The 23,843-nt window shown below is 61.4% G+C and carries 18 protein-coding genes; 11 read left to right on the forward strand and 7 right to left on the reverse strand.

Features of this window, described 5'->3' with window-relative positions:
* Positions 1 to 166 precede the first annotated feature (166 nt).
* The 3 genes from J2D75_RS04820 (at position 167) to J2D75_RS14635 (ending at position 4,779) form a co-directional block, all read left to right on the forward strand.
* On the forward strand, positions 167 to 2,617 hold the full coding sequence (locus tag J2D75_RS04820) for a membrane-bound PQQ-dependent dehydrogenase, glucose/quinate/shikimate family (protein ID WP_207853410.1): 2,451 nt from the start codon (positions 167 to 169) through the stop codon (positions 2,615 to 2,617).
* A gap of 114 nt (positions 2,618 to 2,731) precedes the next feature.
* Positions 2,732 to 3,628 carry a transporter gene (locus J2D75_RS04825; protein ID WP_207853412.1) on the forward strand — a complete coding sequence of 299 codons (897 nt, stop codon included), beginning with the start codon at positions 2,732 to 2,734 and terminating at the stop codon, positions 3,626 to 3,628.
* Between the two features lie 170 nt (positions 3,629 to 3,798).
* Positions 3,799 to 4,779, forward strand: coding sequence for a helix-turn-helix domain-containing protein (locus J2D75_RS14635; RefSeq protein WP_265782905.1), 981 nt, complete (start codon positions 3,799 to 3,801; stop codon positions 4,777 to 4,779).
* A 9-nt stretch (positions 4,780 to 4,788) separates the two neighbouring features.
* Here the strand turns inward: J2D75_RS14635 and J2D75_RS04835 are convergent, their stop codons facing one another.
* Positions 4,789 to 5,553 carry a glutamine amidotransferase-related protein gene (locus J2D75_RS04835; protein WP_207853414.1) on the reverse strand — a complete coding sequence of 255 codons (765 nt, stop codon included), beginning with the start codon at positions 5,551 to 5,553 and terminating at the stop codon, positions 4,789 to 4,791.
* Between the two features lie 163 nt (positions 5,554 to 5,716).
* Here J2D75_RS04835 and J2D75_RS04840 point away from each other — a divergent pair, with 163 nt between their 5' ends.
* From J2D75_RS04840 to J2D75_RS04860, 5 genes are all read left to right on the forward strand, one after another.
* Positions 5,717 to 5,908 carry a Flp family type IVb pilin gene (locus J2D75_RS04840; protein WP_207853416.1) on the forward strand — a complete coding sequence of 64 codons (192 nt, stop codon included), beginning with the start codon at positions 5,717 to 5,719 and terminating at the stop codon, positions 5,906 to 5,908.
* Positions 5,909 to 6,063: 155 nt separating this feature from the next.
* Complete coding sequence (locus J2D75_RS04845) at positions 6,064 to 7,296, forward strand: AAA family ATPase (RefSeq protein ID WP_207853418.1); 1,233 nt, start codon at positions 6,064 to 6,066, stop codon at positions 7,294 to 7,296.
* A complete protein-coding gene (locus J2D75_RS04850; protein ID WP_243428510.1) occupies positions 7,296 to 8,729 on the forward strand; it encodes a CpaF family protein in 1,434 nt (477 codons plus the stop codon). The genes J2D75_RS04845 and J2D75_RS04850 overlap by 1 nt, the downstream gene beginning before the upstream one ends.
* Positions 8,726 to 9,694 carry a type II secretion system F family protein gene (locus J2D75_RS04855; protein ID WP_207853420.1) on the forward strand — a complete coding sequence of 323 codons (969 nt, stop codon included), beginning with the start codon at positions 8,726 to 8,728 and terminating at the stop codon, positions 9,692 to 9,694. The genes J2D75_RS04850 and J2D75_RS04855 overlap by 4 nt, the downstream gene beginning before the upstream one ends.
* A 1-nt stretch (position 9,695) precedes the next feature.
* Positions 9,696 to 10,613, forward strand: a complete 918-nt coding sequence (locus J2D75_RS04860; RefSeq protein ID WP_207853422.1) for a type II secretion system F family protein — start codon at positions 9,696 to 9,698, stop codon at positions 10,611 to 10,613.
* Positions 10,614 to 10,625: 12 nt separating this feature from the next.
* Here the strand turns inward: J2D75_RS04860 and J2D75_RS04865 are convergent, their stop codons facing one another.
* The 3 genes from J2D75_RS04865 to polA form a co-directional block, all read right to left on the reverse strand.
* The gene (locus tag J2D75_RS04865; RefSeq protein WP_207853424.1) at positions 10,626 to 11,405 is read right to left on the reverse strand and encodes a lysophospholipid acyltransferase family protein; all 780 of its coding nucleotides are present in this window, start codon (positions 11,403 to 11,405) and stop codon (positions 10,626 to 10,628) included.
* A 17-nt stretch (positions 11,406 to 11,422) separates the two neighbouring features.
* Positions 11,423 to 12,016, reverse strand: coding sequence for an SCO family protein (locus J2D75_RS04870; protein ID WP_408736741.1), 594 nt, complete (start codon positions 12,014 to 12,016; stop codon positions 11,423 to 11,425).
* Between the two features lie 126 nt (positions 12,017 to 12,142).
* Positions 12,143 to 14,983 carry a DNA polymerase I gene (gene polA / locus J2D75_RS04875; RefSeq protein ID WP_243428511.1) on the reverse strand — a complete coding sequence of 947 codons (2,841 nt, stop codon included), beginning with the start codon at positions 14,981 to 14,983 and terminating at the stop codon, positions 12,143 to 12,145.
* Between the two features lie 375 nt (positions 14,984 to 15,358).
* Here polA and J2D75_RS04880 point away from each other — a divergent pair, with 375 nt between their 5' ends.
* Positions 15,359 to 17,500, forward strand: a complete 2,142-nt coding sequence (locus J2D75_RS04880) for a TonB-dependent siderophore receptor (RefSeq protein WP_207853792.1) — start codon at positions 15,359 to 15,361, stop codon at positions 17,498 to 17,500.
* 129 nt (positions 17,501 to 17,629) lie between these two features.
* Here J2D75_RS04880 and J2D75_RS04885 read toward each other — a convergent pair whose 3' ends face one another.
* Positions 17,630 to 18,733: a branched-chain amino acid aminotransferase gene (locus J2D75_RS04885; protein WP_207853428.1), complete on the reverse strand. Its 1,104-nt coding sequence runs from the start codon at positions 18,731 to 18,733 to the stop codon at positions 17,630 to 17,632.
* 231 nt (positions 18,734 to 18,964) lie between these two features.
* Here J2D75_RS04885 and J2D75_RS04890 point away from each other — a divergent pair, with 231 nt between their 5' ends.
* Positions 18,965 to 20,461 carry a protein adenylyltransferase SelO gene (locus tag J2D75_RS04890; protein ID WP_408736742.1) on the forward strand — a complete coding sequence of 499 codons (1,497 nt, stop codon included), beginning with the start codon at positions 18,965 to 18,967 and terminating at the stop codon, positions 20,459 to 20,461.
* Here J2D75_RS04890 and J2D75_RS04895 read toward each other — a convergent pair.
* Both J2D75_RS04895 and J2D75_RS04900 read right to left on the reverse strand, forming a co-directional pair.
* Positions 20,440 to 21,267 (reverse strand): ABC transporter ATP-binding protein, encoded by an 828-nt coding sequence (locus J2D75_RS04895; protein ID WP_207853429.1) that lies wholly within the window; start codon positions 21,265 to 21,267, stop codon positions 20,440 to 20,442. The two genes, J2D75_RS04890 and J2D75_RS04895, sit on opposite strands and share 22 nt — an antisense overlap.
* Positions 21,264 to 22,367 carry a FecCD family ABC transporter permease gene (locus tag J2D75_RS04900; RefSeq protein ID WP_207853431.1) on the reverse strand — a complete coding sequence of 368 codons (1,104 nt, stop codon included), beginning with the start codon at positions 22,365 to 22,367 and terminating at the stop codon, positions 21,264 to 21,266. The genes J2D75_RS04895 and J2D75_RS04900 overlap by 4 nt, the downstream gene beginning before the upstream one ends.
* Positions 22,368 to 22,559: 192 nt before the next feature.
* Between J2D75_RS04900 and J2D75_RS04905 the strand changes: the two genes are divergently transcribed.
* Entirely contained in the window at positions 22,560 to 23,549 is a 990-nt protein-coding gene (locus J2D75_RS04905) for an RluA family pseudouridine synthase (RefSeq protein WP_456304229.1), read from the forward strand.
* Positions 23,550 to 23,843: the final 294 nt, after the last annotated feature.

Raw genomic sequence — 23,843 nt, forward strand, 5'->3', positions numbered from 1 at the left:
CAGTTGGGTGCGTTTCCTACACACTGTGGTGAGACGGCCCATTCCTGATTTGAAGAATTCACTAACTTTACTGAAAGAACACGCATGGCTCATGGCATGTCCGGAGCGTGGCCATGCAGGCGTGGCCTCTGCGGGTGTGTCATGAGCGTTTCAGGGAATGATTGAGATGCAACAAAGTCATGCACGACTATGGTCCATCATAACCGCGCTTTTGTTTGGTGCGGCAGGGCTGTTTCTATTTCTGGGTGGGGCCGAACTGCTCGTTCTGGGCGGTTCGTGGTTCTATGCTCTGGTGGGCGCGGTGCTTCTGGGCACGGCGGCTGCGGGTTTTCGTAAGCCGCAACTGGCGGCCCGTATCTATGCTGGCCTGCTGGTGGTGGCGACCCTCTGGGCGCTGGCTGAAACCGGCCTGAATATATGGGGGCTGGAAGTCCGCCTGCTGACACTGGTGGGCCTGGGCGTCTGGCTGCTGCTGCCGGGTATCTGGCGCACCGGTGCTTCCTGGCTGGATGACAAAAAGCCGCTGCTGGCCGGGCTTGCCGTGGCCTGTGTCGCACTCGTGGCAAGCTGCTTTTCGTCCTACTCGATTAATGGAGTCGTGCCGGCTGACCGCATGGCCGCCGCCATGCCCGACCTCAAGGACGGCATGCCCGCAGGAGACTGGCATTATTATGGCCGCAACGCGCAGGGGCAGCGCTACAGCCCGCTGGCGCAGATTACTCCGGCCAATATCAGCCACCTCAAGCGTGCATGGATGAGCGAGACCGGCGATACCCAGCAGGCGGGCGAAGCCGTGGTGGCCGGGCCTGACGCGGGGCATGAGTTCAATCTGGAACTGACGCCTATCAAGGTAGGGGACACGCTGTATATGTGCACGCCCCATAGCTGGGTTATGGCTATGGATGCGGCGACCGGCCGGATCAAATGGAAATACGACCCGCACCCGGCCAAGGCGGACCTCGATTCCAACGTGTATCTGGCGTGCCGTGGGGTGTCTTATTACCGTATCCCCGACGAAATCCAGACCTCGTGCCGTGAGCGTATCTACTCCCCCGTGGCAGATGCCCGGATTGTGGCGGTTAACGCCCAGACCGGCCAGCCCTGCGAGGATTTTGGCGACCACGGTTTCATTTCCATGCGCGATTACATGGGCAATGTGCCGCTGGGCTTTCACTTCATTACCTCTCCGCCGATGGTCATGAAAAACCGTCTGATCACGGGTGGGTGGATTTTCGACAATCAGGCCAATTTCGAACCGTCTGGCGCGGTGCGTGCGTTTGACGCGACAACCGGCAAGATCGCATGGGTGTGGGATGCGGGGCATAACCCCGAAACCTGGACGCCCGGCCCCGGTGATGAACTGACACGTGACACCCCCAACGCATGGGGCGTTTATACGGCCGATCCCGAACTGGGGCTGGTCTATCTGGGTACGGGCAACGCGCCGCCGGATAACTGGGGTGGTTCGCGCCGTCCGTTTGACGATGCAACCTCCAGCGCCACGGTCGCTCTTGATATTGTCTCTGGCGAGCGGCGCTGGCTGCACCAGACCGTGCATCATGACCTGTGGGACATGGACATTCCCTCCGGCCCCAGCATGGTTGACCTGCCCGGCCCCGATGGTGCGAACATTCCTGCTCTGGTGCAGAGCACCAAGCGTGGCGAATTTTTCGTGCTCGACCGTCGCACGGGTGAGCCCCTGCCCGGTTATCCGGTTACAGAACGGCCCGTACCCACCGCCGGACATGCGCCTGACGACCGGGTTTCGGCTACGCAGCCTTATCCGACCGGCATGCCCAGCCTGTCTCCGCCGGATCTGAAAGAAACGGATATGTGGGGCGCAACCCTGCTGGATCAGATGATCTGCCGTATCGAATACCGTCAATCCGCCTATGAAGGGCAGTTTACCCCGCCGCATGTGGGCAAGACCACCATCGTCTATCCCGCATTCTATGGCGTGATTGACTGGCAGGGCATTACCATCGACCCGGCACGCAAGCTGATGTTTGCCAATGCCAGCTACCTGCCGTTCCGTATCAAGCTTGATCATCGCACCCAGCTTGAACAGGAAGGCGTGCTGCCCAAATGGACGGGCGAAGGCAACGAACCGGCTGCCAAGGGGAATGCTCTGGCCATTTCTCCCGATTACGGCACGCCGTACGTGGCTTATACCAACCCGTGGCTGAACCCGCTCCAGATCCCTTGCAAAGGGCCGGTATGGGGCACGCTGACCGCGATCGATCTGGTGACCAAGAAGATCGTCTGGCAGCACCCTGTGGGTACGACCCGCGATACCGGGCCTTTCCGCACGCACAACAATATTCCGCTGCCCACGGGCATGTATAACATTGGCGGTAATATCGTAACGCGCGGTGGTGTGGTGTTCATGGGCGCTACAGCGGATGACTACCTGCGGGCTTTCGATGTCTCCACGGGCGATGTCATCTGGAGCGACCGTCTGCCTGCGGGCGGACAGGCAACCCCGCTCAGCTATGAAAGCGGTGGCAAGCAGTATGTGGTGATCGCGGCTGGTGGCCATGGCGGCCTTGGCACGCGCAGCGGTGACTACATCGTGGCCTATACGCTCGATGGTGCACAGGGCGCACCCGCGCAGTAAGCCCGGAGCCGACCGGGGTTTATTCCCGGTCGGCCTTTTCATTTCCCTTGGAACATTCTGCGTATTGCCGCCCCCGGCTTGTCTTGGGGGTGGCCTCCATGGTGGAGATTTCACATGAACATTGCCAGAAAATCGCGGCAGTTCTTTCTATGGTCCGGGCTGTGCGTGCCGGTGCTGCTGGGGGCGGGGGCGCGGCCGACCCATGCAGCGGACATCACGCTGGGGATTATCGGCCCGCATGAATACGACCTGCCGGTTGATTTCAAACCCTTCAACGTGCTGGTGCAGTATGGTGATGGTAACGAGGCAGGCAACGCCTATAACGGCTCAGGCCAGCGCGTTGCGGCGCATGGCGGAGGGCATAGCTGGTCGGGTATGACCAAATATGTCCATTTCCGTACGTTTGACGCCATTCCCCATGTGGGTTTCGCCTTCGAGCTGATCCAGACAGAAAGCTACTCTCTGGCTGATGGCAAGAATTACGGCGGGCTGGGGGGGACTATTGTCGGGCCTGCGGCGTGGTTCAAGCCCAATTCACACAGCACCTTTGGTTTTCAGACCTTTATGGTCACGCCTTCCGGCTCGCGTGATGCATTGGCCAGCCATTACTGGTCGAATATTTCTAGCTTTATCTTCGATTACGAGTGGAAGCATTTCAGTTTTGATGGTGACTTGGGTACGGTGGTTGCCTCTACCAAGCATGAGCCGGGCCAGCACGCTTTTTCACCGGGGGTGGTCTTTTACAGCAACCTGCGTTTCAGTTGGAAAGCCACAAAGCTGATCGAACCGTTTTTTGCCTTCGACTGGCAAAATGCCGGTGGCACCTATGACCAGACACTCAGGCAGGATGTGAGCGATACCAGCAGCCGCGAGGTGGCATCCGGGCTGGGTGTCATGTTCAATATCAGCCGTAGTGTCAGTGTAACCGCGCGGTACAGCCATTCTGTCGAAGGGCGCAATACGCCGGAGACGGATGCTTATTACCTCAAATTCCTGTATCTTTGGCAATAAGGTGTCTGGGGCAGGCCTACCCTGAGGGCCTCTCTGTCTCGATCATTATTCGAAAATTCAATATAAAATATAGAGCAGGCAGGTAGTTTCCGTTACGTCGGAAAGCTGGGCAGCCTGCATAGGCGGGAGTGCGTGGGGTGGAGCAGCAACCACGGAAAGGAAACACCACGGTGCGGCATGAAACAGCGGCTCATGCGGCCTGTCGGGCGGGCTCCAATGAAGTGGCCCGTTCGTGGGAGCGCTGCGAGTCCCTGTATCGTATGGACCCCTCCCGACAATGGCGCGCGGAGGTGCTGTCCAGCACGGAACTGCGCCAGATCAACGACTGCGCGGCGCCTCTGCTGCGAGTGGGACTGCCGGAAATGCAGTCGTTGTTCAGCCTTGTGCGCGATCTGGGTTTGATGGTGCTTTTGTCGGATGCGCGGGCCGTGCTGCTGGCGCGCTGTATCAGTGATTGCCACCGCGCTGTATGCCGCAGGCTGCACCTGCAGGAAGGCGCAGTCTGGGATGAAGGGCTGGCAGGCACCAATGGTGTCGGCACAGCCCTGCGTGAAGGCTGCTCCGTGGCGCTGACCCGTGGCGATCACTGGCGTTTCTGTTTCGCGCTGCTGGAAAGCCATGCCGTGCCAGTTTTTGACGGGCAGGGGCAACTGGCGGGCGCGCTCAATCTGGCATCGTTCGGCAACATAACCACCCGGCCGGTTGCGCCCCTATTGCGCGAGGCGCTGTTTCAGGCTGCCCGCCGGATGGAGGAGCAACTGCTGCGCGGTAGTTATCCCGGACAGCGGATCGTGACATTGGGGCCCGCACGGGGGAGTTCAGGCCCGCTGGTGGCGGTGAATGAAGCCGGCGATATCGTAGGGGCCACCCATGCGGCCCGCACCATGCTGGGGTGGGGTGCCGGGCAGCAGGGGCCAGTGGCAGACCATACGGGTAAAAACGTGAATGGGGCCGGGGTGTTCGCCGCCCGCCCGGTTGGTGTGGAGCGGGCGATCAGTTTCCGCGAGGCAGAGGAGCATGTGATCCGTACTGCCCTGGGGCTGGCGCGGGGCAATGTTTCCGCAGCGGCCCGGCATCTGGGGATCAGCCGTGCTACGCTGTATCGCAAGCTCAAAGCGCTGGAGGTTCCGGCCCCTGCTGGCGGGGGGTGAGGGTCAGGGTCAGCTCTCGGCTGTTCCCACCTGCCCACCTGACAGACAGTGCCAGAGTAACTGCGCGAACTGCGCCTGACAGGCCGGGGGTGCGCCCGTGGTCTTCTGTTCCACCGCCTGCTGGATGGTGGGGGGGAGCGTATGACCGCGTTCATGGAACAGGGCACGGAAAACCGTATCCGTAAATTCCGGATGTGGCTGCACTGTCAGAATATGTGTGCCGTAACGCAGGGCGGCATGGGCGCAGGTCGGGCTGTGCATGATGGTGCGGGCCTGCGGCGGTGGCACCATGACCTGATCCTGATGCCATGCGTTAAGTGTCAGGGTGCTGCCATCATCCAGCGTATAGTCCTGTGGGCCGACAACCCACCCGCCGGGAAATTTTTCCACTTTCCCGCCCAGTGCCTGAGCAATGAGCTGATGGCCAAAGCAGACCCCCACCATGGGCACGTGCTGGCGATCCGCCTCACGCACAAACGCCTCCAGACCGGGAATCCATGCATGGTCTTCATAAACACCATGCGGAGAGCCGGTGACAAGCCAGCCCTCTTCAGCATCGACCCCGGAGGGCATTTGCCCATCCATGACGCGGTAGGTGGTAAAGGTGGCGCCCGGCCGGGCAAGGCTGGCCCGGAACAGATCCGGGTAATCCATGGCGTGTGCGCAGAGTGCCTCTGGCGGGCGGCCGGTCTGGAGAATGCCGATACGCATGATGTCCATCATGTAGAGAGAAAGGGTGCAGGGCGCGTGCAGGGCGCACGCGCGCGGGCGCACCCTATACCAGCTTTGCAGCAGTTGATAAGGGGGGATGGTGTAGCCTCACCCGCCATGGGCGAATGGTTGCCATTTTATAAACATATTCCATCTTTTCCCACTTTGTTTTATGGGGAAAAGGCGTTTGATTACTGATAAGTCCTATTTGAAGGAAGAGCAGGGCATGCTGAAAATCCATCAGGCAGTTGGTTCTTTTATATATCGGCTGCGTAGGGATAAGCGCGGTGTCACCGCTCTGGAATACGGGCTGATTGCAGCGCTGATCGCCGTTGTCATTATCAGTGCTGTGACCACGATGGGGCAGAAGCTGCAATACACCTTCCAGCACGTCGCCAACTCCCTGCCTTCAAACTGAAGATCTGGCCGGGCCGGGTGACGCCATGCCTGTGGCTGGCGCACGCGGTCTGGTCTGCAGGAGTATGCCGGGCGGTCCTGCCCGGCAAACGGGGCCGCTGCCAGACGCGCAGAGGTCTGTCGCGGCCGCAAGCCGCATGCAGGGGCTGACAGGCCATGGCGGAAAACGGTAGGCGGTTTATAGAAACCACGGAGCAGACAGCCCGGGTTCTGGTGATTGTTCAGGATATGGAAACCGAGGCCGTTATGGCCGATTTCCTGAACACGGTCTGCCCCAAGGAGGGGCGGCTTCTCAGGCTGGGGCTTGAGCAGGCCCGGCATTACCTGTCCAACAATATCTGCCCGCCCTTTCTGGTGCTTGATATCCGCGGCAGCACCGATCCGCTGGCCAGTGTACGCCAGTTCAAGGGCATGGTGCCGCCCGATGTCACCATCATGCTGATCGGCGATCGGGATGATGTGAATTTCTACCGCTCCATTACCCACGGCTACGGCATTGCGGAGTATCTGTACCCGCCGTTCAACCGTAACCTGCTGGTGCGCTTTTTTGGCGATATCATCCTGCATGGGCAAAAAGAGGCGGCGAGCGTAGGCGGTGGCAGTCTGGTTGCACTCTGCGGGGTGCGGCCGGGTGTCGGGGCCTCCACACTGCTGGCCAATCTGGGCTGGTATGTCGCGAACGAAGTGCGGCGGCATACGCTGCTGGTTGATTTTGATACGCAGGCAAGCCGTCTGGGCGTGCTGCTTAATGCGGAAGATAATCTGGGCCTGCTGTCCGTGCTGGAAGAGCCAGAACGCATGGACAGCCTGCTGGTCGAGCGCAGTATTCAGAGTGTTTCGGACAGGCTGAAACTGCTTTCATCTCTTGGGCCGGTGGGGCAGAGGCCGCGTCTGGCTCCTTCCACGCTCAATTCCCTACTGGGGTTTGTACGCGGGCAGTTCCATTTTATCATGGCCCGCATGGACTGGAGCGAGGGAGAAACCTTTTCCAGTCTGGCCGGGCAGGCTCAGCAGCTTATGCTGGTGATGGACCCCACCCTTGCCTGCATGCGCGATACGCTACGGCTGCTGGCTATGCTGCCGCACCTGCATTTGCCCACCAAGCCGGTGCTTGTGTTGAACCAGTTTGGCCGCCCCGGCACGTTGTCCATGGACGAGGTTAGCAAAAGCCTTGGCTGTGCGCCGGATATCGTTATTCCCTATCTGCCGCGCGAATGTGGAGAGGCCGAAATCAACGGCGTGCCGGTGGCGCAGGAGTGCAAACCCTATCACGATGCGATTGCCCGGATCGCGCATGAAAGCCTGTCCCTGCACAGGGTTGCACGCAGCGGAAGTGAGGAAAAAGGGCTGGTTGGCAGGGTCGTGCATACCCTGCTGGGTGCGCGTTGATGGAGGACACCCAGCCAGCCGGGCGCACCACCCGGTTGCAGCGTTTGCAGGACATGCAGGCGCATGTTCTGCCATCTGCCGGAGCCAGTGCTTCCTTGCTGGGTACGCAGGATGGCGCACAGGCGGAGCAAGCTCTCACACCGGCTGGCGAGGCTGCGGAACGCGGCTTTACCAGCGAGCAGATCTTGTCACTGCGGGCGCTCTGTCTGGGGCGGCTCGATCCTGCGGTTATTCTTGCACTTGCCCCCGAACAGTTGGCCGGAACAGTGGAAAGGGTGGTGGATCAGGCGGCAAGTGAGCAGCGTATTCGCCTGAACCTGCGTGAACAGCAAAAAATTGCGGCGGAACTGGTTAACGATATCAAGGGGTTGGGGCCGGTTCAGCCTTTGCTGGATGATGATAGTATTAGCGATATTCTCATTAACGGGCCTAAGCGTATCTTTGTTGAGCGCCATGGAAAAACCGAGATTTCACCAGCGCAGTTTCGAGATCAGCGGCACCTTGTTTCTGTCTGCCAGCGTGTGGCGTCTGAAATGGGGCGGCGGATTGACGAAGCCAGTCCGATGGTGGATGCGCGCCTGCGTGATGGCTCACGCGTCAATATCGTTTTTCCGCCGCTAGCACTGGATGGGCCGTATATGTCCATCAGAAAATTTGCAAAAAATAAAATAGATTTGCAGAAGCTGGTCGAATACGGAAGCTGCTCGCCCGCGGTGGCAACCATACTGGAAATGGCGGCCCGCGTGCGGCTGAACATTGTCGTGTCGGGCGGAACAGGGTCTGGAAAAACCACGCTGTTGAATGCACTTTCCCGGTTCATTGATTTTTCCGAGCGTGTCATCACCGTGGAGGACGCCGCCGAGCTTCAGCTCCAGCAGCCGCATGTCGTGCGGATGGAAACACGCCCGCCCTCGATTGAAGGCAAAGGCGAGGTGACACAGCGCGATCTGGTGCGTAACGCCCTGCGGATGCGGCCAGACCGTATCATTGTGGGCGAAGTGCGTGGAGCAGAAGCGTTTGATATGTTGCAGGCCATGAACACCGGCCATGATGGCAGCATGTCGAGCATTCATTCCAACAACACGCGCGAAGCCATTACGCGTGTGGAAAGCATGGTGCAGATGGGCAGTTTTGGCCTGCCTACCCATGCAATCCGTACCCAGATTGTCGGGGCGGTGGATCTGATCGTGCAGATCGGGCGCAACCGCGATGGCGTGCGCCGCATCATGCAGGTGACGGATGTTGCCGGGGTTGAAAACGGCACGGTGGTCATGAACGATCTGTTCAGGCTGGTGTTTGATGGCGAGGACAGCCGGGGCCGTCTGCTTACACATTATGAGGTTTTGAATATCAGACCGAGCTTTCTTGAAAAACTTGAATACTGCCAGTTGGATGGCCTATGGAACGCCACCCTGGCGGAGAGCCGCGCATGATGGTGACGCCGGGCCTGCTGTCTGGTGTGGCTGTTCTGGCTATGCTGGGGCTTGCGGGCTGGTGGGGGCGGGTCGCTTACCGGCGCATACGCGTGCAGGAGCGGCGGAACGAACGTATTGTGCGGTTGTTGGGGCGTTTTCGCGGGCCGCTTGATGCGCGGGGTGTATTTGCCCGCAGAGTCTCAAATGTTTTTTCCTTTATTGCTGACCATGTAAGAAATTTTTTCTATTCTATTGTTAATTATGGTGCGGCGCGGGCTGCCATCAGGAAAAATGATTACGTCGTGTTCGGCGCGCTGGCTGCTTTATTGCTGCTGGCCTGGCCATCATTCGCCCTTCTGGGGTTTGGTGGGATTATTGCGGAAATACTGGCATGGGTACTGGCCGTGCGCGCGCTCTATACCGCTATCGGCGGGCGTTACAATGCCCGGCTATACGAGCAGTTGCCTGATACGATCAGCATTATCGTGCGTTCCTTGCGTGTGGGCGTGCCTTTGCCGCGTATTCTTGATCTGGTTTGCCGCGAGGCCAGTCAGCCGACAGCTTTTGAGTTTACCAGACTGGTGCAGGATATTGCCGTAGGGCAAAGCCTGCCGCAGGCGTTTGCCAATATGGCCGAGCGGGTTGATGTGGCGGAATACCGCTTTATGGCAACGGTTATAGAGGTGCAGGCGGCAACGGGTGGCGCGTTGGTTCATATCATGGCCATGCTGGAAAAAACCCTGCGTGAACGCAGGGCTATGCGCAAAAAGGCTATTGCGGCCTCGGGCGAGGTGCGTCTCACATCCTATGTGCTGTTAGCCCTGCCGTTGCTTGTTATTCTGCTGCTGGCGATACAGAGCCCAACCTATTTCAATGGCCTGCTGGCGGATCCGCGTGGTTATGCCGTGCTGGCTCTGGCGGCAGGGCTGTGGTGCCTTGGGTTGTTTTCCATTCGCTTTATTACAGCCAGAGTTTTGAAATAGCATGATGGCGACATTTTTTTTCATTGCTCTCATGGTGTTGGGTCTGGTGGGTGTCTGGGTGGCTGTTCTGCGTCCGCGCTTTACTCAGGGGCGGCGGCGTGTCCGACTGGAGCAGTTGCGCCAGTACCGGGTGGCGGAAAGTAAAGACAGGCCCGGTACCCGCTTTTCGCCCGCGCGGGTGGCGTATGAGACCGGATCATTTCTGATACAGCGGCATCTTTTGTCGCGTCGCACGCTGGACGAACTGTTCCGTACGCTTGCGCGTGCAACGCAGGAGCCTGACCAGTTTCTGCCTGTTTTTCTTGGCGCCAAAACCATCCTGTTCGGTGTGGGCTTGGTTCTGGGTTTTGTCGCATTCATGAGTTTGAATGCCGGTTCTATTAGCCATCTGGTGTTGCCCGCAGCGTTGCCCATTGGTGGGATGATGCTGCCGGATATGGTTCTGGCCTCGCGGCGCAAGCGTTATTTGCGTGCGGTTGAAAGTGGTATGGCCGATGCGCTGGATATGCTGACGATCTGCGTGGATGCGGGCATGCCGATAGAGGCGGCCATGCAGCGTGTTGCCCATGATATGCTGCGGATTAATGCGAGTGTCGCTAATGAACTGCGCCTGACTGCACGCGATATGAGCCTGATGCCCGACCGGCAGGAAGCGCTCAGGCAGATGGCACAACGTACGGGACTGCCCGTTATGCGGCAGGTGGCAACGGTGCTGACGCAGTCTTTCGAGGTGGGTTCGCCCATAGCGCAGGATCTGCGGATTTTGTCAGAAGATGTGCAGGCCGATACCATGCTGCGTTACCAGACCCGCGTAGCACAGTTGCCGGTCTATCTGACCCTGCCGATGATTCTGTTTATTCTGCCAGTTATTTTTATTGTGGTGATCGGGCCTGTGGCCCTGTCCCTTATGGGGCAGTAAGGCCGCAGCCTTTTACGCTACGGGTGGGCGTATGCCTGTGCTGGCGAGCAGTTTTTCAACCTGTGAGAGCAGTGTGCGGCCACTGACTTCATCTGTAGGGGCGGGCAGGCATGGGCCAAGCGTAATGCGGTAGCGCATGGGCAGGGGGGGGCGTTTGAGAAAGGGCCAACCTTGCGAGAGATAGGGTGAGTCCGTTTCAATCAGAATAACCTGCACAGGCAGGCGCGTGCGCTGGGCAATGGCGGCAAAACCCGGCTGGATCGGGCCGGGAGCTGCACCGGCGCGTGCGCGTGTGCCTTCGGGGAACAGCAGCAGCGGCCCGCCTTCGCGCAGGCGTTCTGTCGCGGGGCCAATGACGCGCAGCAGCGTATCATGGCGGATGTAGCCTGCTGTACGCAGGGTGCTGCCCAGCACGCCACGATCCCAGATGGAGGCTTTGGTCACGCATGTCATGCCCGGCAGGGCGGCGGCCAGCAGCAGGCTATCGAGGCGCGAGGGATGGTTGGCGACCAGCACTAGTGGGGCACCCCCCTTTTGCTGAAGGGGGGCCAGTGCGCGCATGTCGCAGTCCAGAATACCGGCGGTATGCAGGTAGCGCACAGCCAGCCGGGACAGGGCATGGAGCCAGCGCTGCCCCGCTTTCCTGCGGGCGATCCCCTCCGGGTGGAGGCGGCGCAGCAGAAAAGAGCCTGCATCCAGTGCCGCGAAAATCAGCCCGGTGACCGCCAGCGAGGCGTAAAAACGCAACGCCGTAAAGGGTCGCCACACCCGGATGGAGGACAGAAGCGCCATGCCTGCCGGTTAGCAGATCAGTTGTCAGGCGTGCCGGACATGATCCGGCGCAGATCCGTAGCCATGGAGGCCGCATTGGCGGTGGCGTCAATGGTGCCGCGATAGCGTGTGTCCGGGTCCATGACCACAAACTGAGGAGACATCCGCATGGTGTACGTCCATTCAGGATCGGCCTTGCGGTCTATGGGGGCTTGGTATTCTTTCGCCAGATCAGCCAGTGCGAAGGGAGCCGCCGTGCCAGCGACCACCCGTGAACTGATGCTTTCACCATACTGGCGTAGCCGCTCGGCATCGTCCCGATCAGGGTCAAGGCTCACGAAAATAATGACCGCCTTGCGCCCGCTTGGGTCTAGCGTGTCCAATGTGTCGGACATGGCCTTGAGCGCCGGGCGGCAGGCCTCGTCGGTGCAGTGTGTCGCGCCGAACAGCACCAGCATCCAGCGGCCCCGGAAGGTCTGGTCGGTCATGGTGCCGGTTGTGGAATCCATCAGCCGGAAAGACCCGCCCACAGCATTGCCGTAGGTGCTCAGCGTGACACTGTGGTGCAGGGCATAGCGGGTGGCGGCCCAGCCTCCGGCTCCTGCCAGAACGACAATGGCCAGAGTGGCCATCAGCACATGTCGGCCGCGGCCTGAAGGCGCGGGCGAGTGGCCGGGTTGTGTCTGCTGTTCTGGGCCTGTCATGGTTTTCCAACCTCCGTGGGGGCGTGGCGTTCAGGCCCGCCCGGTGGTGTGTCGCTAATGGGCCTGCGCCCAGTTCTGGCCTATGCCGGTTTCAACAACCAGCGGAATGGAGAGGCTTGCCGCCGCCTGCATGACGTCTCTGGCAACCTGTGCCACGGCTTCGGCCTCATCGGCATCGGCTTCGAGCAGGAGTTCATCATGCACCTGTAGCAGCAGGCGGGCTGAGTGCAGCCCGGCTTCGTGCAGGGCGCGGGGCAGGCGCACCATGGCCTGTTTGATAATGTCAGCCGCGCCACCTTGCAGGGGGGCGTTGATGGCCTGCCGCTCCGCATACTGGCGGCGGGCCGCACTTTTTTCGGCAATGCCGGGCACATAGCAGCGCCGCCCGAAGGGGGTCAGGACGTAGCCATGTTCCTGCGCTTCGGCTTTCCGGCGTTCCATGTAATCGCGGATACCGGGATAGCGGGCAAAATATGCATCAATATAGGCGCGGGCCTCACCAGCGGGGATGCCAAGCTGCCGCCCCAGCCCGAATGCCGAAATGCCATAAATAATACCGAAATTGATAGCCTTGGCGCGGCGGCGTGTCAGCGGGTCCATATCTTCAATAGGAATGCCGAACACTTCTGACGCGGTGCGGGCATGAATATCCTGCCCCATGTGAAAGGCTTCGCGCAGGGTTGGAATATTGGCCACATCGGCCAGCAGCCGCAGTTCGATCTGTGAATAGTCGGCCGAGATCAGCCTGCGCCCTTCAGGGGCGATAAAGGCCTGTCGGATACGCGTGCCTTCCTCCGTGCGGACAGGAATATTCTGCAGGTTCGGGTCGGTGGAAGACAGGCGACCGGTGGTGGTGATGGCCATCTGGAAGGAGGTATGCACCCGCCCAGCACTACTGGCCTGACGGCTCAGGGCATCGGTGTAGGTGGATTTGAGCTTGGAAAGCTGGCGCCATTCCAGCACGCGGGCGGGCAGGTCGTGGCCCTGATCGGCCAGATCCTGCAATACGGCTGAATCCGTACCCCACGCTCCCGCCTTGCCGCGCTTGCCGCCCTTGAGCGCCATTTCATCAAACAGGATTTCGCCCAGCTGTTTGGGAGAGGCGATGTTGAACTCCCGTCCGGCGGCGCTGTAAATCCCGGCTTCCATATCTTTCATGCGCGCTTCGAAATCGGCGGACAGGCGGGCCAGCTCCACCCTGTCCACAGCAATACCTGCCTTTTCCATATCCGCCAGAACCGGAATAAGCGGGCGTTCGATCTGCTCATAGAGCGAGAGCGCCTGATTGGTACGCAAGGTAGGGTGCAGCACATGCCACAGCCGTAGTGTTACATCGGCATCTTCCGCAGCGTAGGCTGTAGCCTTGTCCACGGGCACCTGTGCGAAAGGAATGCGCGCGCGGCCCGTGCCGGTCACGCTGTCGTAGGGAATGGGGGTGTGGCCAAGATGCAGGGTGGAAAGCTCGTCCATGCCCTGCCCATGCAGCCCGGCTGACTGGCTGTAGGAAATCAGCATCGTGTCATCCACGGCGCGAACCTGCTCTACCGGCAACCCGGCATGGTCAAACACCAGCAGATCGAACTTGGCGTTGTGGAAGATTTTTAGTGTGGCGTCGTCTTCCAGCAGCGGGCGGAGCAGATCCAGTGCCGCGGCGGGGTCAAGCTGTTCGCCGGTGGGGGCTTCCAGCGTGCCTTCATGCCGCAGTGGTACGTAGCAGGCCTTGCCCGGTGCTGTGGCAATGGAAAAACCCACAAGCCCGGCATTGAGCGGGTCGAGCCCGTCTGTTTCGGTGTCCACCGCGCACAGCCCGGCCTCCTGCGCCGCGCTGACCCATTTCTGGAGTTCGCGTGCGGTGCGGACGGTTTCATACCCGGCATAAGGCGCGGTGTTAGGCGCCTGCGCAGGCGTGGGGGCCGTATCCTGTGCCATAGGGTCAGGCAGCCCATTGGCGCTGGCATGGGCCGTGGCGCGGGCAGTGCGATGGGCATGAGCGCTGGCAGGCTGGGCCATGCCCATGCGGCTGAGCATGGAACGAAAGCCCATGCGGGCAAACCACTCGGCCAGAACGGGCACGTCAGGCTCACGCGTGATCAGCTCTTCCAGCGGGACAGGCAGCGGGACATCCCGCGCCAGAGTGACAAGCTGGAGCGACAGGCGGGCGGCCTGTGCGTGTTCGATCAGGTTGTCGCGCCGTTTGGACTTTTTCATGTCCGGCGCTGCGTCCAGCACGGCTTCAAGCGTGCCGAACTCGTTGACCAGAGCCGAGGCGGTTTTGGGGCCGATACCCGGCACGCCGGGTACGTTATCCGTGGGGTCGCCCATGAGTGCCTGAACATCCACCACCTTTTCGGGCGGCACGCCAAACTTGGCTTCCACCTCGGTCGGGCCGATAGGCGTCTGGCGGATGGGGTCGAGCATGCACACGCCGGGGCCGACAAGCTGCATCAGGTCTTTATCGGACGAAACAATGGTGCAGGTGCCCCCCGCCGCGCGCACGGCTACGGCGTAGGAGGCGATCAAATCATCCGCTTCCCAGCCGGGCAGTTCTATGCCGGGGACACCAAAAGCCTGCGTTGCATCGCGGATCAGGCTGAACTGCGGGCGCAGGTCTTCGGGGGGTTCGGGCCGGTGAGCCTTGTACTGCGGATACAGTTCGGAGCGGAATGTCAGGCGGCTGGCATCAAACAGCACGGCCAGGTGCGTGCCCGCATGCTCGCGCAGGAGCCGGGCCAGCATGGTGGCAAAGCCATAGACCGCGTTAACAGGCACGCCGTCCGGGCTGGTCATAGGGGGGAGAGCATGAAAGGCGCGGAAAATGAAACCGCTGCCATCCACCAGAACCAGATGGGGCGCTTGGGGCGTAAGGTCTGTCATGGGGTCAGGCCAACAGGTCATTCAGCATGTTTCTGGGGATATGCGCCTTGCGGCGGGTTGTCCAGCATTTCGCCCCGTGGATTTTTGCTTGGCTGCACAGGTGTATGGCCGTGCCCGAACGCCGGTGCGCGTCAGTGCAGCCTGTAAGCGGGTGGGGGCGGGGGTGTTTTATTTTGCCACGACGGCCACGTGGCTGCTCGCTTGCTCTGGGAGGGCATGAGGGATTGGCTGAGCGCAGGGCTGAATTGCATATTAAAAAATATTTTAAAATCCCATTGCCCCGTTTCCGGTCAGCAACCATAGTTCGCCCTGCTCATAGCGGGGGGAGAGCGTGTGTCAGCCAAAACGGGCCGTTCTGGCAGCAGGATCATCCACAACAGGGTCAAGCGGGGGGCTATGGTGCTGGCTCTTGCCGTGCTGGAGCCAGCAGGTCTGTCCTGTGCCGCTGTGGCCGAAACCGGGCATGACAGCACGCACCGGCCGGGTGGCGGGCGTGGGGAAAGACCGCTGATGGTGCATGGGCACAGAACCTCCACCACGGCGTCCATCGCGACCAAAACGGAAAACCATCCGGTGGTGAACACCGCGCAGTCTGTCACGGTCATTACCCGCAATGAAATGGATGTACGCGGTGTTCTCAGCCTGAGTCAGGCCGTGCGTTATGTGGCCGGTATCACGCAGGACCAGCGCGGCGCCACGGCTACACGGTATGATATGTTTGCCCTGCGCGGCTTTCCTGTTCCGGCTTATCTGGACGGGCTGAAACTCGAGGCCAGCCCCACCGGCTACGCCACGCCGCAGATAGACATGTTCCGGGTGGATCGGGTTGAGGTGCTCAAAGGCCCGTCCTCAGCACTGTATGGCCAGTCCAGCCCTGGTGGTCTGCTCGAAATGTCCAGCAAATTACCGCAAGAAACCCGCTCATATGGTAGTATTGCGGCAACCGGTGGCAGTTTTGACCTGTACCGCGTGGATGCGGATGTAGGCGGCTGGGCCACGGATAATGGCAAGATACGCTACCGGATTTATGGCACAGCCAATGGTTCGCACAGCCAGCTTAGCCAGACCGGCAGCCGCCGCTTCAGTATCAGCCCGGCCGTGACCTTCGGGGGTGATGGCCCCACAACGCTTACACTGCTGGGGAATTACCAGTACGATCCCACCAATGCCTCATACGGTTCGGTGCCGCTTATAGGGTCTCTCGTGAAGGGGCCTTCGGGCTGGATTGCCCGTGACTTTTATGATGGAGACAAGGCCTTTGAGGAATACCGCCGCAAGCAGGGGTCTTTTACCTATATCCTGACCCACCATTTCAGCCACGCATGGGAGCTGGTGTCTCGTGCGCGGTATGACGATATTAAAACCGATTACGAAAGCGTTTACACGACAGGCAAGTGGCTTTCCCCCACAACGGTGCAGCGCGCCACGTTCGGGAGCGACGAGCAACTGCGCCGGGTGGCGATGGATACGCAGCTTCTGGGTCATGTGCAGACCGGCCCTGTCCATCATACCCTGATGGTGGGGGTGGACTACGATTACACCCACGCCACAGAACTGGCGCGCAAAGGCACGGCGCCGAGCCTCGATGTCCTGCATCCGGTGTATGACGGGGCTATTCCTGTGCCGTCGCTTGCCTCTGATTACAATACCCGCCAGCAGCAGATTGGTGTGTACGCACAGGATGAAATGCAGATAGGCTCGCTCTACCTGACAGGAAGCCTGCGGAATGACTGGTACAGCGCACGCCAGCAGGAATATGTGGCCAATACCAGCAACAGCCAGCACCCTTCGCAAATTTCCTTCCGGGTGGCGGGGCTTTATCATTTCAGTTTCGGGCTGGCCCCTTACATCAGCTATTCAACCTCGTTTCAGCCACAGGCGGGCATTGTGTCTGAAAATGGTGGGCGCACCACACATCAGGCTGATCCGTCCGTGGGCCGACAGCTTGAAGGGGGCGTAAAATATCAGATACCCGGCACATCGGTTCTGCTCAGTGCGGCAGGCTTTCATATCGAACAGAGCAACGTGCTGGTGTCGGTGGGAGATGCGGTTTACAGCACCGAAAGTGGACGGGTGCGGGCGGATGGCTTCGAGTTCGAAGCCCATATGGATGTCCACCGTAACCTTATGGTGACAGCCGCATTCAGCGCCCAGCACGTGCATGATGATTCCACCGGTAAGGCGCTGGTGCAGTCGGGGCGGGGCAATGCGTCGTTGTTCGCATTTTACACGGTGCCAAGCGGGCGGCTGAAAGGTGTGGGGTTTGGCGGCGGGCTACGGTACGAGGCCAGTGCCTATGGTGGCTCCACGGCATCGATCAAGGATATCAGAATCCCCAGCTATGTCGTGTTTGACGGGGCGCTTCGATACGATCTTTCCGCCGCATCCGCTGCCCTGCGGGGGTGGACACTTTCTGCCAGCGTGCGCAACCTGTTTGATAAACGTTATATCGCAAGCTGCTATGGCTCGGCCTATAGCGAGTGGTGCTGGTATGGCGAGCGCCGCAACGCGCAGGCGACCGTAGCCTATAGCTGGTAAAAGCCGGGAAAAGGGGCATGGTGGCCACGCATTGGTGGCGCTACGGCTTTGCGCTGGGTTTTGTGAGCAGGCGCTAACGCGCGCGGGCCAGACGGTAAAACCGCCCGGCCCGTTGTGGTTCTGTGGGTTTTACAGAACGCGCTTGACCCATTCATGCGGGTCAGGCGCCCGGCCGAACTGAATGTCGCACAGGCCCTGACGCAGACGGCTGGTGACAGGGCCCGCCGTCTGGCCATCGCCAATGGTGCAGTCGCCATGCGCACCCTTGAAGGCGCCAATGGGGGTCACAACCGCCGCCGTGCCACAGGCAAAGACTTCTTTCAGCCTGCCGGATGCCGCATCGCTGTAAAGCTGGTCGATGGCATAGCGTTCTTCACGCACGGTCAGGCCCTGATCGCGTGCGAGGGTCAGCAGCGAGTCCCGGGTGATGCCGTGCAGGATGGTGCCGCCATCGAGCGGAGGGGTCAGCAGCGTGCCGTCTTCCATCACCATCATGACGTTCATGCCGCCCATTTCTTCCAGCCAGCGGCGTTCCTGCGAATCAAGGAACAGAACCTGCTGGCAGCCGTGGGCCTTGCCTTCCATCTGGGCCGTCAGGCTGGCGGCGTAGTTGCCACCGCATTTGGCCGTGCCCGTGCCCCCGCGTGAGGCGCGTACGGAGTTTTCTTCCACCCATACGTTTACGCTGCCCGCTTCCTTGGAGAAATATTCCCCCGCCGCACAGGCAATCACGATGAACTTGAATTCCGATGCGGGCTTGACCCCAAGAGCGGCTTCGGTCGCGATCATGAAAGGGCGGATATACAGCGTGCCGACCTCAGGTGCGGGCACCCAGTCGCGGTCGATGCTGACAAGCTGGCTCACCGCTTCAAGGAACAGATCCTCGGGCAGGTCGGCCATTGCCATACGCTCGGCTGACTTGCGAAAGCGCCGGGCATTGGCTTCGGGGCGGAACAGCAAAATACCGCCATCAGGCGCGCGGTAGGCCTTCATGCCCTCGAAAATTTCCTGCGCGTAGTGCAGAACCGAGGCCGCGGGGTCGAGCACCAGCGGCTGGCGCGGCGTAATCTCGGCAGAATGCCAGCCCCGGCCTTCCGTATAGGTAATGACAACCATGTGGTCGGTAAACGCGCGACCGAAACCGGGGTTGGCGACAATGCGTTCGCGTTCCGCGGGGCTGATACCGTCTGTTTTACGTGTGATCTTGAAAAGGGTGTCGGGGGCTGTGGTCATCGGTTCTGGCGTCTCCGTGGCGCTGGTGTCAGGACCAGTGGGCCGGTTCTCCGTGTCATGGTTTTCAGAGCGGCAGGCACGGGTTTTACGGCCTGTCCGGGCTGTTCGCGGCGGTGCTTCTCCCTATCATGTTCGGCGGGGCTGTGCCAGAGATGGGGCGGCATGCCCCACCGGCCTGAACAGAGACAGGCGGGTGAGAGCGATCATCAGATCAAGGGAGGGCGCTACGCCATGGATGAGCAGCAACAGGGCGCATCTGGAGCGCCGAGACCCCCGGTTATGGCGCAGGCTTTCACGCAACTGCCAGAGTGGATGTACAATCAGGGCGCATTGTCGCCCGTGGTGGCGCCCCGGCTGATCCGGCTCAATGCCCCGCTGGCAGCCGAACTCGGGCTGGATGCGCACTGGCTGGCCGGGCCGCAGGGCTTGGCCATGCTGGCGGGCAACAGCATGCCAGCGGGAGTGGAGCCGGTGGCCACGGCCTATGCCGGGCACCAGTTCGGCTATTACAACCCGGCGCTGGGCGATGGCCGGGCGCTGCTTCTGGGCGATGTGCGCGACCGTTCTGGCCATGTGCGCGAGATCCAGCTCAAGGGGGCCGGGCGCACGGTTTTTTCCCGCCGGGGCGATGGTCGGGCAGCGCTCGGGCCTGTGCTGCGCGAATACCTGCTAAGCGAAAGCATGGCGGCGCTGGGTATCCCCACCACCCGCGCGCTGGCGGCTGTGAGCACGGGCGAGACCGTTCAACGTGAAACAATGCTGCCCGGTGCGATTCTGACGCGCGTGGCGTCCAGCCATCTGCGGGTTGGCACGTTTCAGTATGTAGCCGCCCGGCGTGACCCCGCCGCCCTGCGTCAGTTGCTGGATTTCGCCATTGCCCGACATGATCCGCAGGCCCGGCAGAGTGAGACACCGGCACTCACCTTTCTGGAAAACGTGGTGGCGGCGCAGGCCAGCCTTGTGGCGCGCTGGATGCTGGTGGGCTTTATCCACGGGGTGATGAACACCGATAACATGGCCATTTCGGGCGAGACGATTGATTACGGCCCCTGCGCCTTCATGGATGAGTACGATCCGGCCACGGTGTTCAGTTTTATCGACGAGCAGGGGCGTTACGCCTACACGAACCAGCCCACCATCGCCCTGTGGAACCTGACCCGTCTGGCCGAAGCCCTGCTGCCGCTGCTGAGTGACAGCGAGGACGCGCGCCCGGTGCTGGCCCGGCAGGCGCTGGCGGGGTTCAATACCCGCTTTCATGCGGTTTATTTTGATGGCATGCGCGCAAAACTGGGCCTGACAACCCCGCAGGAGGGGGATGAAGCCCTCTTTGCCGCCCTGCTTGAAACCATGCATCAGACCCGTGCGGATATGACAGGCACCTTCCGCGCACTCAGCCAGCCCGCCGTGCTGGCGGGGGAGGATGTGTCCGCCCTGCCAGCAGCTTTTGCGCCGTGGCTTGAGCGCTGGCAGCAACGCCTCAGGCACGATGGCGCACTGTCACCCGCAGCCCGCGCGCAGGCCATGCAGGCGGTCAACCCGTGCTATATTGCGCGCAATCATCTGGTTGAGGCCATGATCCGCAGCGCGGTGGAGGAGGGTGATTTTACCCCCTTCGAAACCCTGCTGGCGGTGCTGTCCAACCCTTATGCCCAACAGCCGGGGCGGGAGCGGTATGCTCTGCCACCGGGGGCGGATGAGCGGGTGCGTTATACTTTCTGCGGCACCTGATCCGCTGTTTCCACGCCCTGCACACTCATGAACGCCTGGCCCTGTGTGCCTGTGTCCACACAGGCATGGATACGGTAGATGGCATGGAGCAGGGCTGGCGTCAGGATTGTGCGGGGGGCACCGAAGGCGCGCACCTGCCCCTCGTGCAGGATACAGGCCGTCTGGCACCAGTTTAGTGCCTGATTGAGGTCATGCAGCACCATGATGCAAACCAGACCTGAACGGGCCGCCTCCTCACGCAGCAGGGCCAGCACCCGGTACTGGTAATGTGGGTCGAGCGCACTGAGCGGTTCATCCAGCAGGAGTGCACGCGGGTGGCGGCTGAGCGCCTGCGCCAGCCCCACAAGCTGGCGCTGCCCGCCCGAGAGTTCATTGAGCGGACGCAGGGCGAGGGATGCGATCCCCATACGCTCCAGCCAGCCTAAGGCTGCGGGTATGTCATCCGCCTGTGCGGGGTGGGCGACACGCCGGGCGGCCAGCAGGGTTTCAAGCACACTCAGGCGCAAGGGTTCCGGCAGGCTTTGTGGCAGGGTGCAGCACAGGCGTGCGCGGGCCTTGAGGGGTAACCCGTCCAGCGCCTGCCCATGCAGCAAAACCCGCCCGCGTGCGGGTACAAGCCCGCCCATGGCACGCAATAGGGTCGATTTTCCGCTGCCATTGGGGCCAAGCACGGCACACAGCACGCCGGGCGGAAAAGGGCCAAGGGTGATGTCATGCAGGATGGTATGGTGCCCGTGTCGGACGGATAGCCCCTGCACGCTTAGTCCTGTGGCAGTTTTTGGGGGGGCTGTCGGCACGGTGTTCATGCGCCGGGTTTCTGCCGCAGGATAATGGTCAGAAAAAACGGAATACCCACCAGCGCTGTGACAATCCCTGTGGGTACGACAACACCCGGCACCAGCACGCGCGCCAGCAGGGCGGTGGTGGAGAGAATGAACGCACCGCTCAGCAGGCTTGCTGGAAGCGTGTAGCGCTGGTCTTCCCCCACAAGGCCACGGGCGATATGCGGCGCAATCAGCCCTACAAAGCCGATGACCCCCACAAACGCCACGGCCAGTGCGCTCAGCAGGCTGATCCGCAACAGGGCGGCGCGGCGCAGGCGGGGTACATCCACACCAAGGCTGGCCGCGCGGTCTTCTCCCATGCGCAGGACGGTCAGCCGCCAGGCAGCCGCAAGCGCAAAAGGCAGGGTACCCGCCAGTGCAAGGGCCAGCAGGCCGATGGCGGGCCATGCTGCGCGGGTCAGGCTACCCAGTGTCCAGAATACGAGGTCTTGCAGGGTGTCTTCGCTGGCGATGAACTGCATCAGGGCGACAAGAGCCTGAAACGAAAACACCAGTGCTACGCCACATAGCACCACCGTGCTGGTTTCTGCCCGCCCTGTTTCTGTCTGGCGCAGGCGGGTCAGGGTTTCGAGCAGCCAGACCGAGAGCATGGAGCACACAAAGGCGCTCAGTGCGATAATCCATGTTTGTGGCACCCCGCTGATATGCCAGCCTAGCACAATGGATAGCGAGGCCCCGAATGCCCCGGCGGCAGACGTGCCGAGTGTGAACGGGCTGGCGAGCGGGTTGGCAAGGACAGTCTGCATTTCTGCCCCGGCCAGCCCGAGTGCGGCCCCTACGCAGGCGGCCATGAGCGCGTAGGGCAGGCGGATGCGCCACAGGATCAGGCGCGCACCCGGTGGTGCGGTATCGGGGGTTAACAGGGCATGCAGCAGCGCACGGGGCGAAAGCGAGGCCGGGCCAATGGCGCAATCCGCCAGAATGGAGAGCAGTAGCCCCGCTGCCAGCAGGGCCAGCACAAGCTGTCGCCGCCGGTTTAATGCCGCACAGGCTGCCTGCGCCTTCGCGGTGGAAGGCAGGGCGGAGGGCAGGGCAGGGTGTGTGGGCGCTGGTTCAGGCATGTGGCCTTAATGAATGGCGCAGATCAGCCCGTAAGGCAAAGACTGCTGATGCACAGGCGTGCGGCATTCCACGCGCTGTTTTTCTTCCGGCCAGCGCACCGGTACGGTATGGCTCCGCCTATGACTATGTCCAGCGCCCCTGCCAGCTCCCTTCATGATCAGGATTTCGATGCCAAACCCGGTTATACCGTGCTGAATACCCCTGCGGGTGGAGAGCGTCTGGCCTGCGTGGTGGAGGCCGCGCAGGCGGGTGAGCGGGTGGATCGCTATCTGGCCGCCTGCCTGCCCGCGCTGTCGCGCTCGCGCATCAAGGGGCTGATTGAGGCGGGGTGCCTGTTCGTGGGGGAGACCTGTGTGCGTGAGCCCGCAACCCTTGTGCGGGCAGGCATGGCGCTGGTGCTGGAGGTGCCGCCTGCGGCCCCTGCCACACCGGAGGGCGAGGTGGTTGCCTTTACCGTTCTGTTTGAGGACGATGACCTGATCGTGCTGGACAAGCCAGCCGGGCTGGTGGTGCATCCCGCCCCCGGTAACGAGACTGGTACGCTCGTTAACGGGCTGATCGCCCATTGCGGGGATAGTCTGAAGGGAATCGGCGGGGAGCGCCGTCCGGGTATTGTCCACCGGCTGGACAAGGATACATCGGGCGTGATGGTGGCGGCCAAAACGGAAAAAGCCCATCTTGCTTTGTCGGAAGATTTCGCCGCCCGGCGGATCGACCGCGCCTATCTGGCTTTTTGCTGGGGCCTGCCTGCCCCGGCTGCGGGGGAGTATGAAGGGGCGATCGGCCGCGATAAGCGCGACCGTAAGCGCATGACCCTGACAGAGCGCGGCGGCAAATGGGCGCTGACACGCTACACCACCCTGCGGGCCTTTGGCACGGCTGCGGCCAAGGTAGAGTGCCGTCTGGCCACAGGGCGCACGCACCAGATCCGCGTGCATTTTTCGGCTCATGGTCACCCGCTTATGGGCGATCCGCTCTATCTGCGCCGCCTGCCCGCTATTGCGCGGCAACTGCCTGCGGCCGCACGGGATGTGGCGCTGGATTTTCCGCGTCAGGCGCTGCATGCGGCCCGGCTCGGGTTTACCCACCCGCGCACAGGGGCCGAACTGCTGTTTGAAACCCCCATGCCAGCCGATATGCAGGCACTCGAACACGCACTGGCCGAGTCCGGGAACGATTAGCCTCCGAGCCTGAAAAAAGGCTATTTCAGGGCGAAAGACACAATAAAACGCCCCCGATAATGACAGGGCTGAATGGCAGTCATGCCGGGGTGCTGTTTCCTTGACAGGCCCGGCGCATCAAGTGCAGGCTTGTCGCATCAGGCTCGTGATCCCGTAACAGACGGGGCGCGCGGCGGGCCGGGTTGACCGTTGCTCATGTGCAGGGCGGTCAGCAGGTCAGATAAACGTCCATCGGGCGCTGAGCTTGCCTTATTTTGGCGTAATTTCCGTACGATGCGGGAACCTCGACACGCC

The organism is Acetobacter suratthaniensis (assembly GCF_017377745.1).
Taxonomy (GTDB): domain Bacteria; phylum Pseudomonadota; class Alphaproteobacteria; order Acetobacterales; family Acetobacteraceae; genus Acetobacter; species Acetobacter suratthaniensis.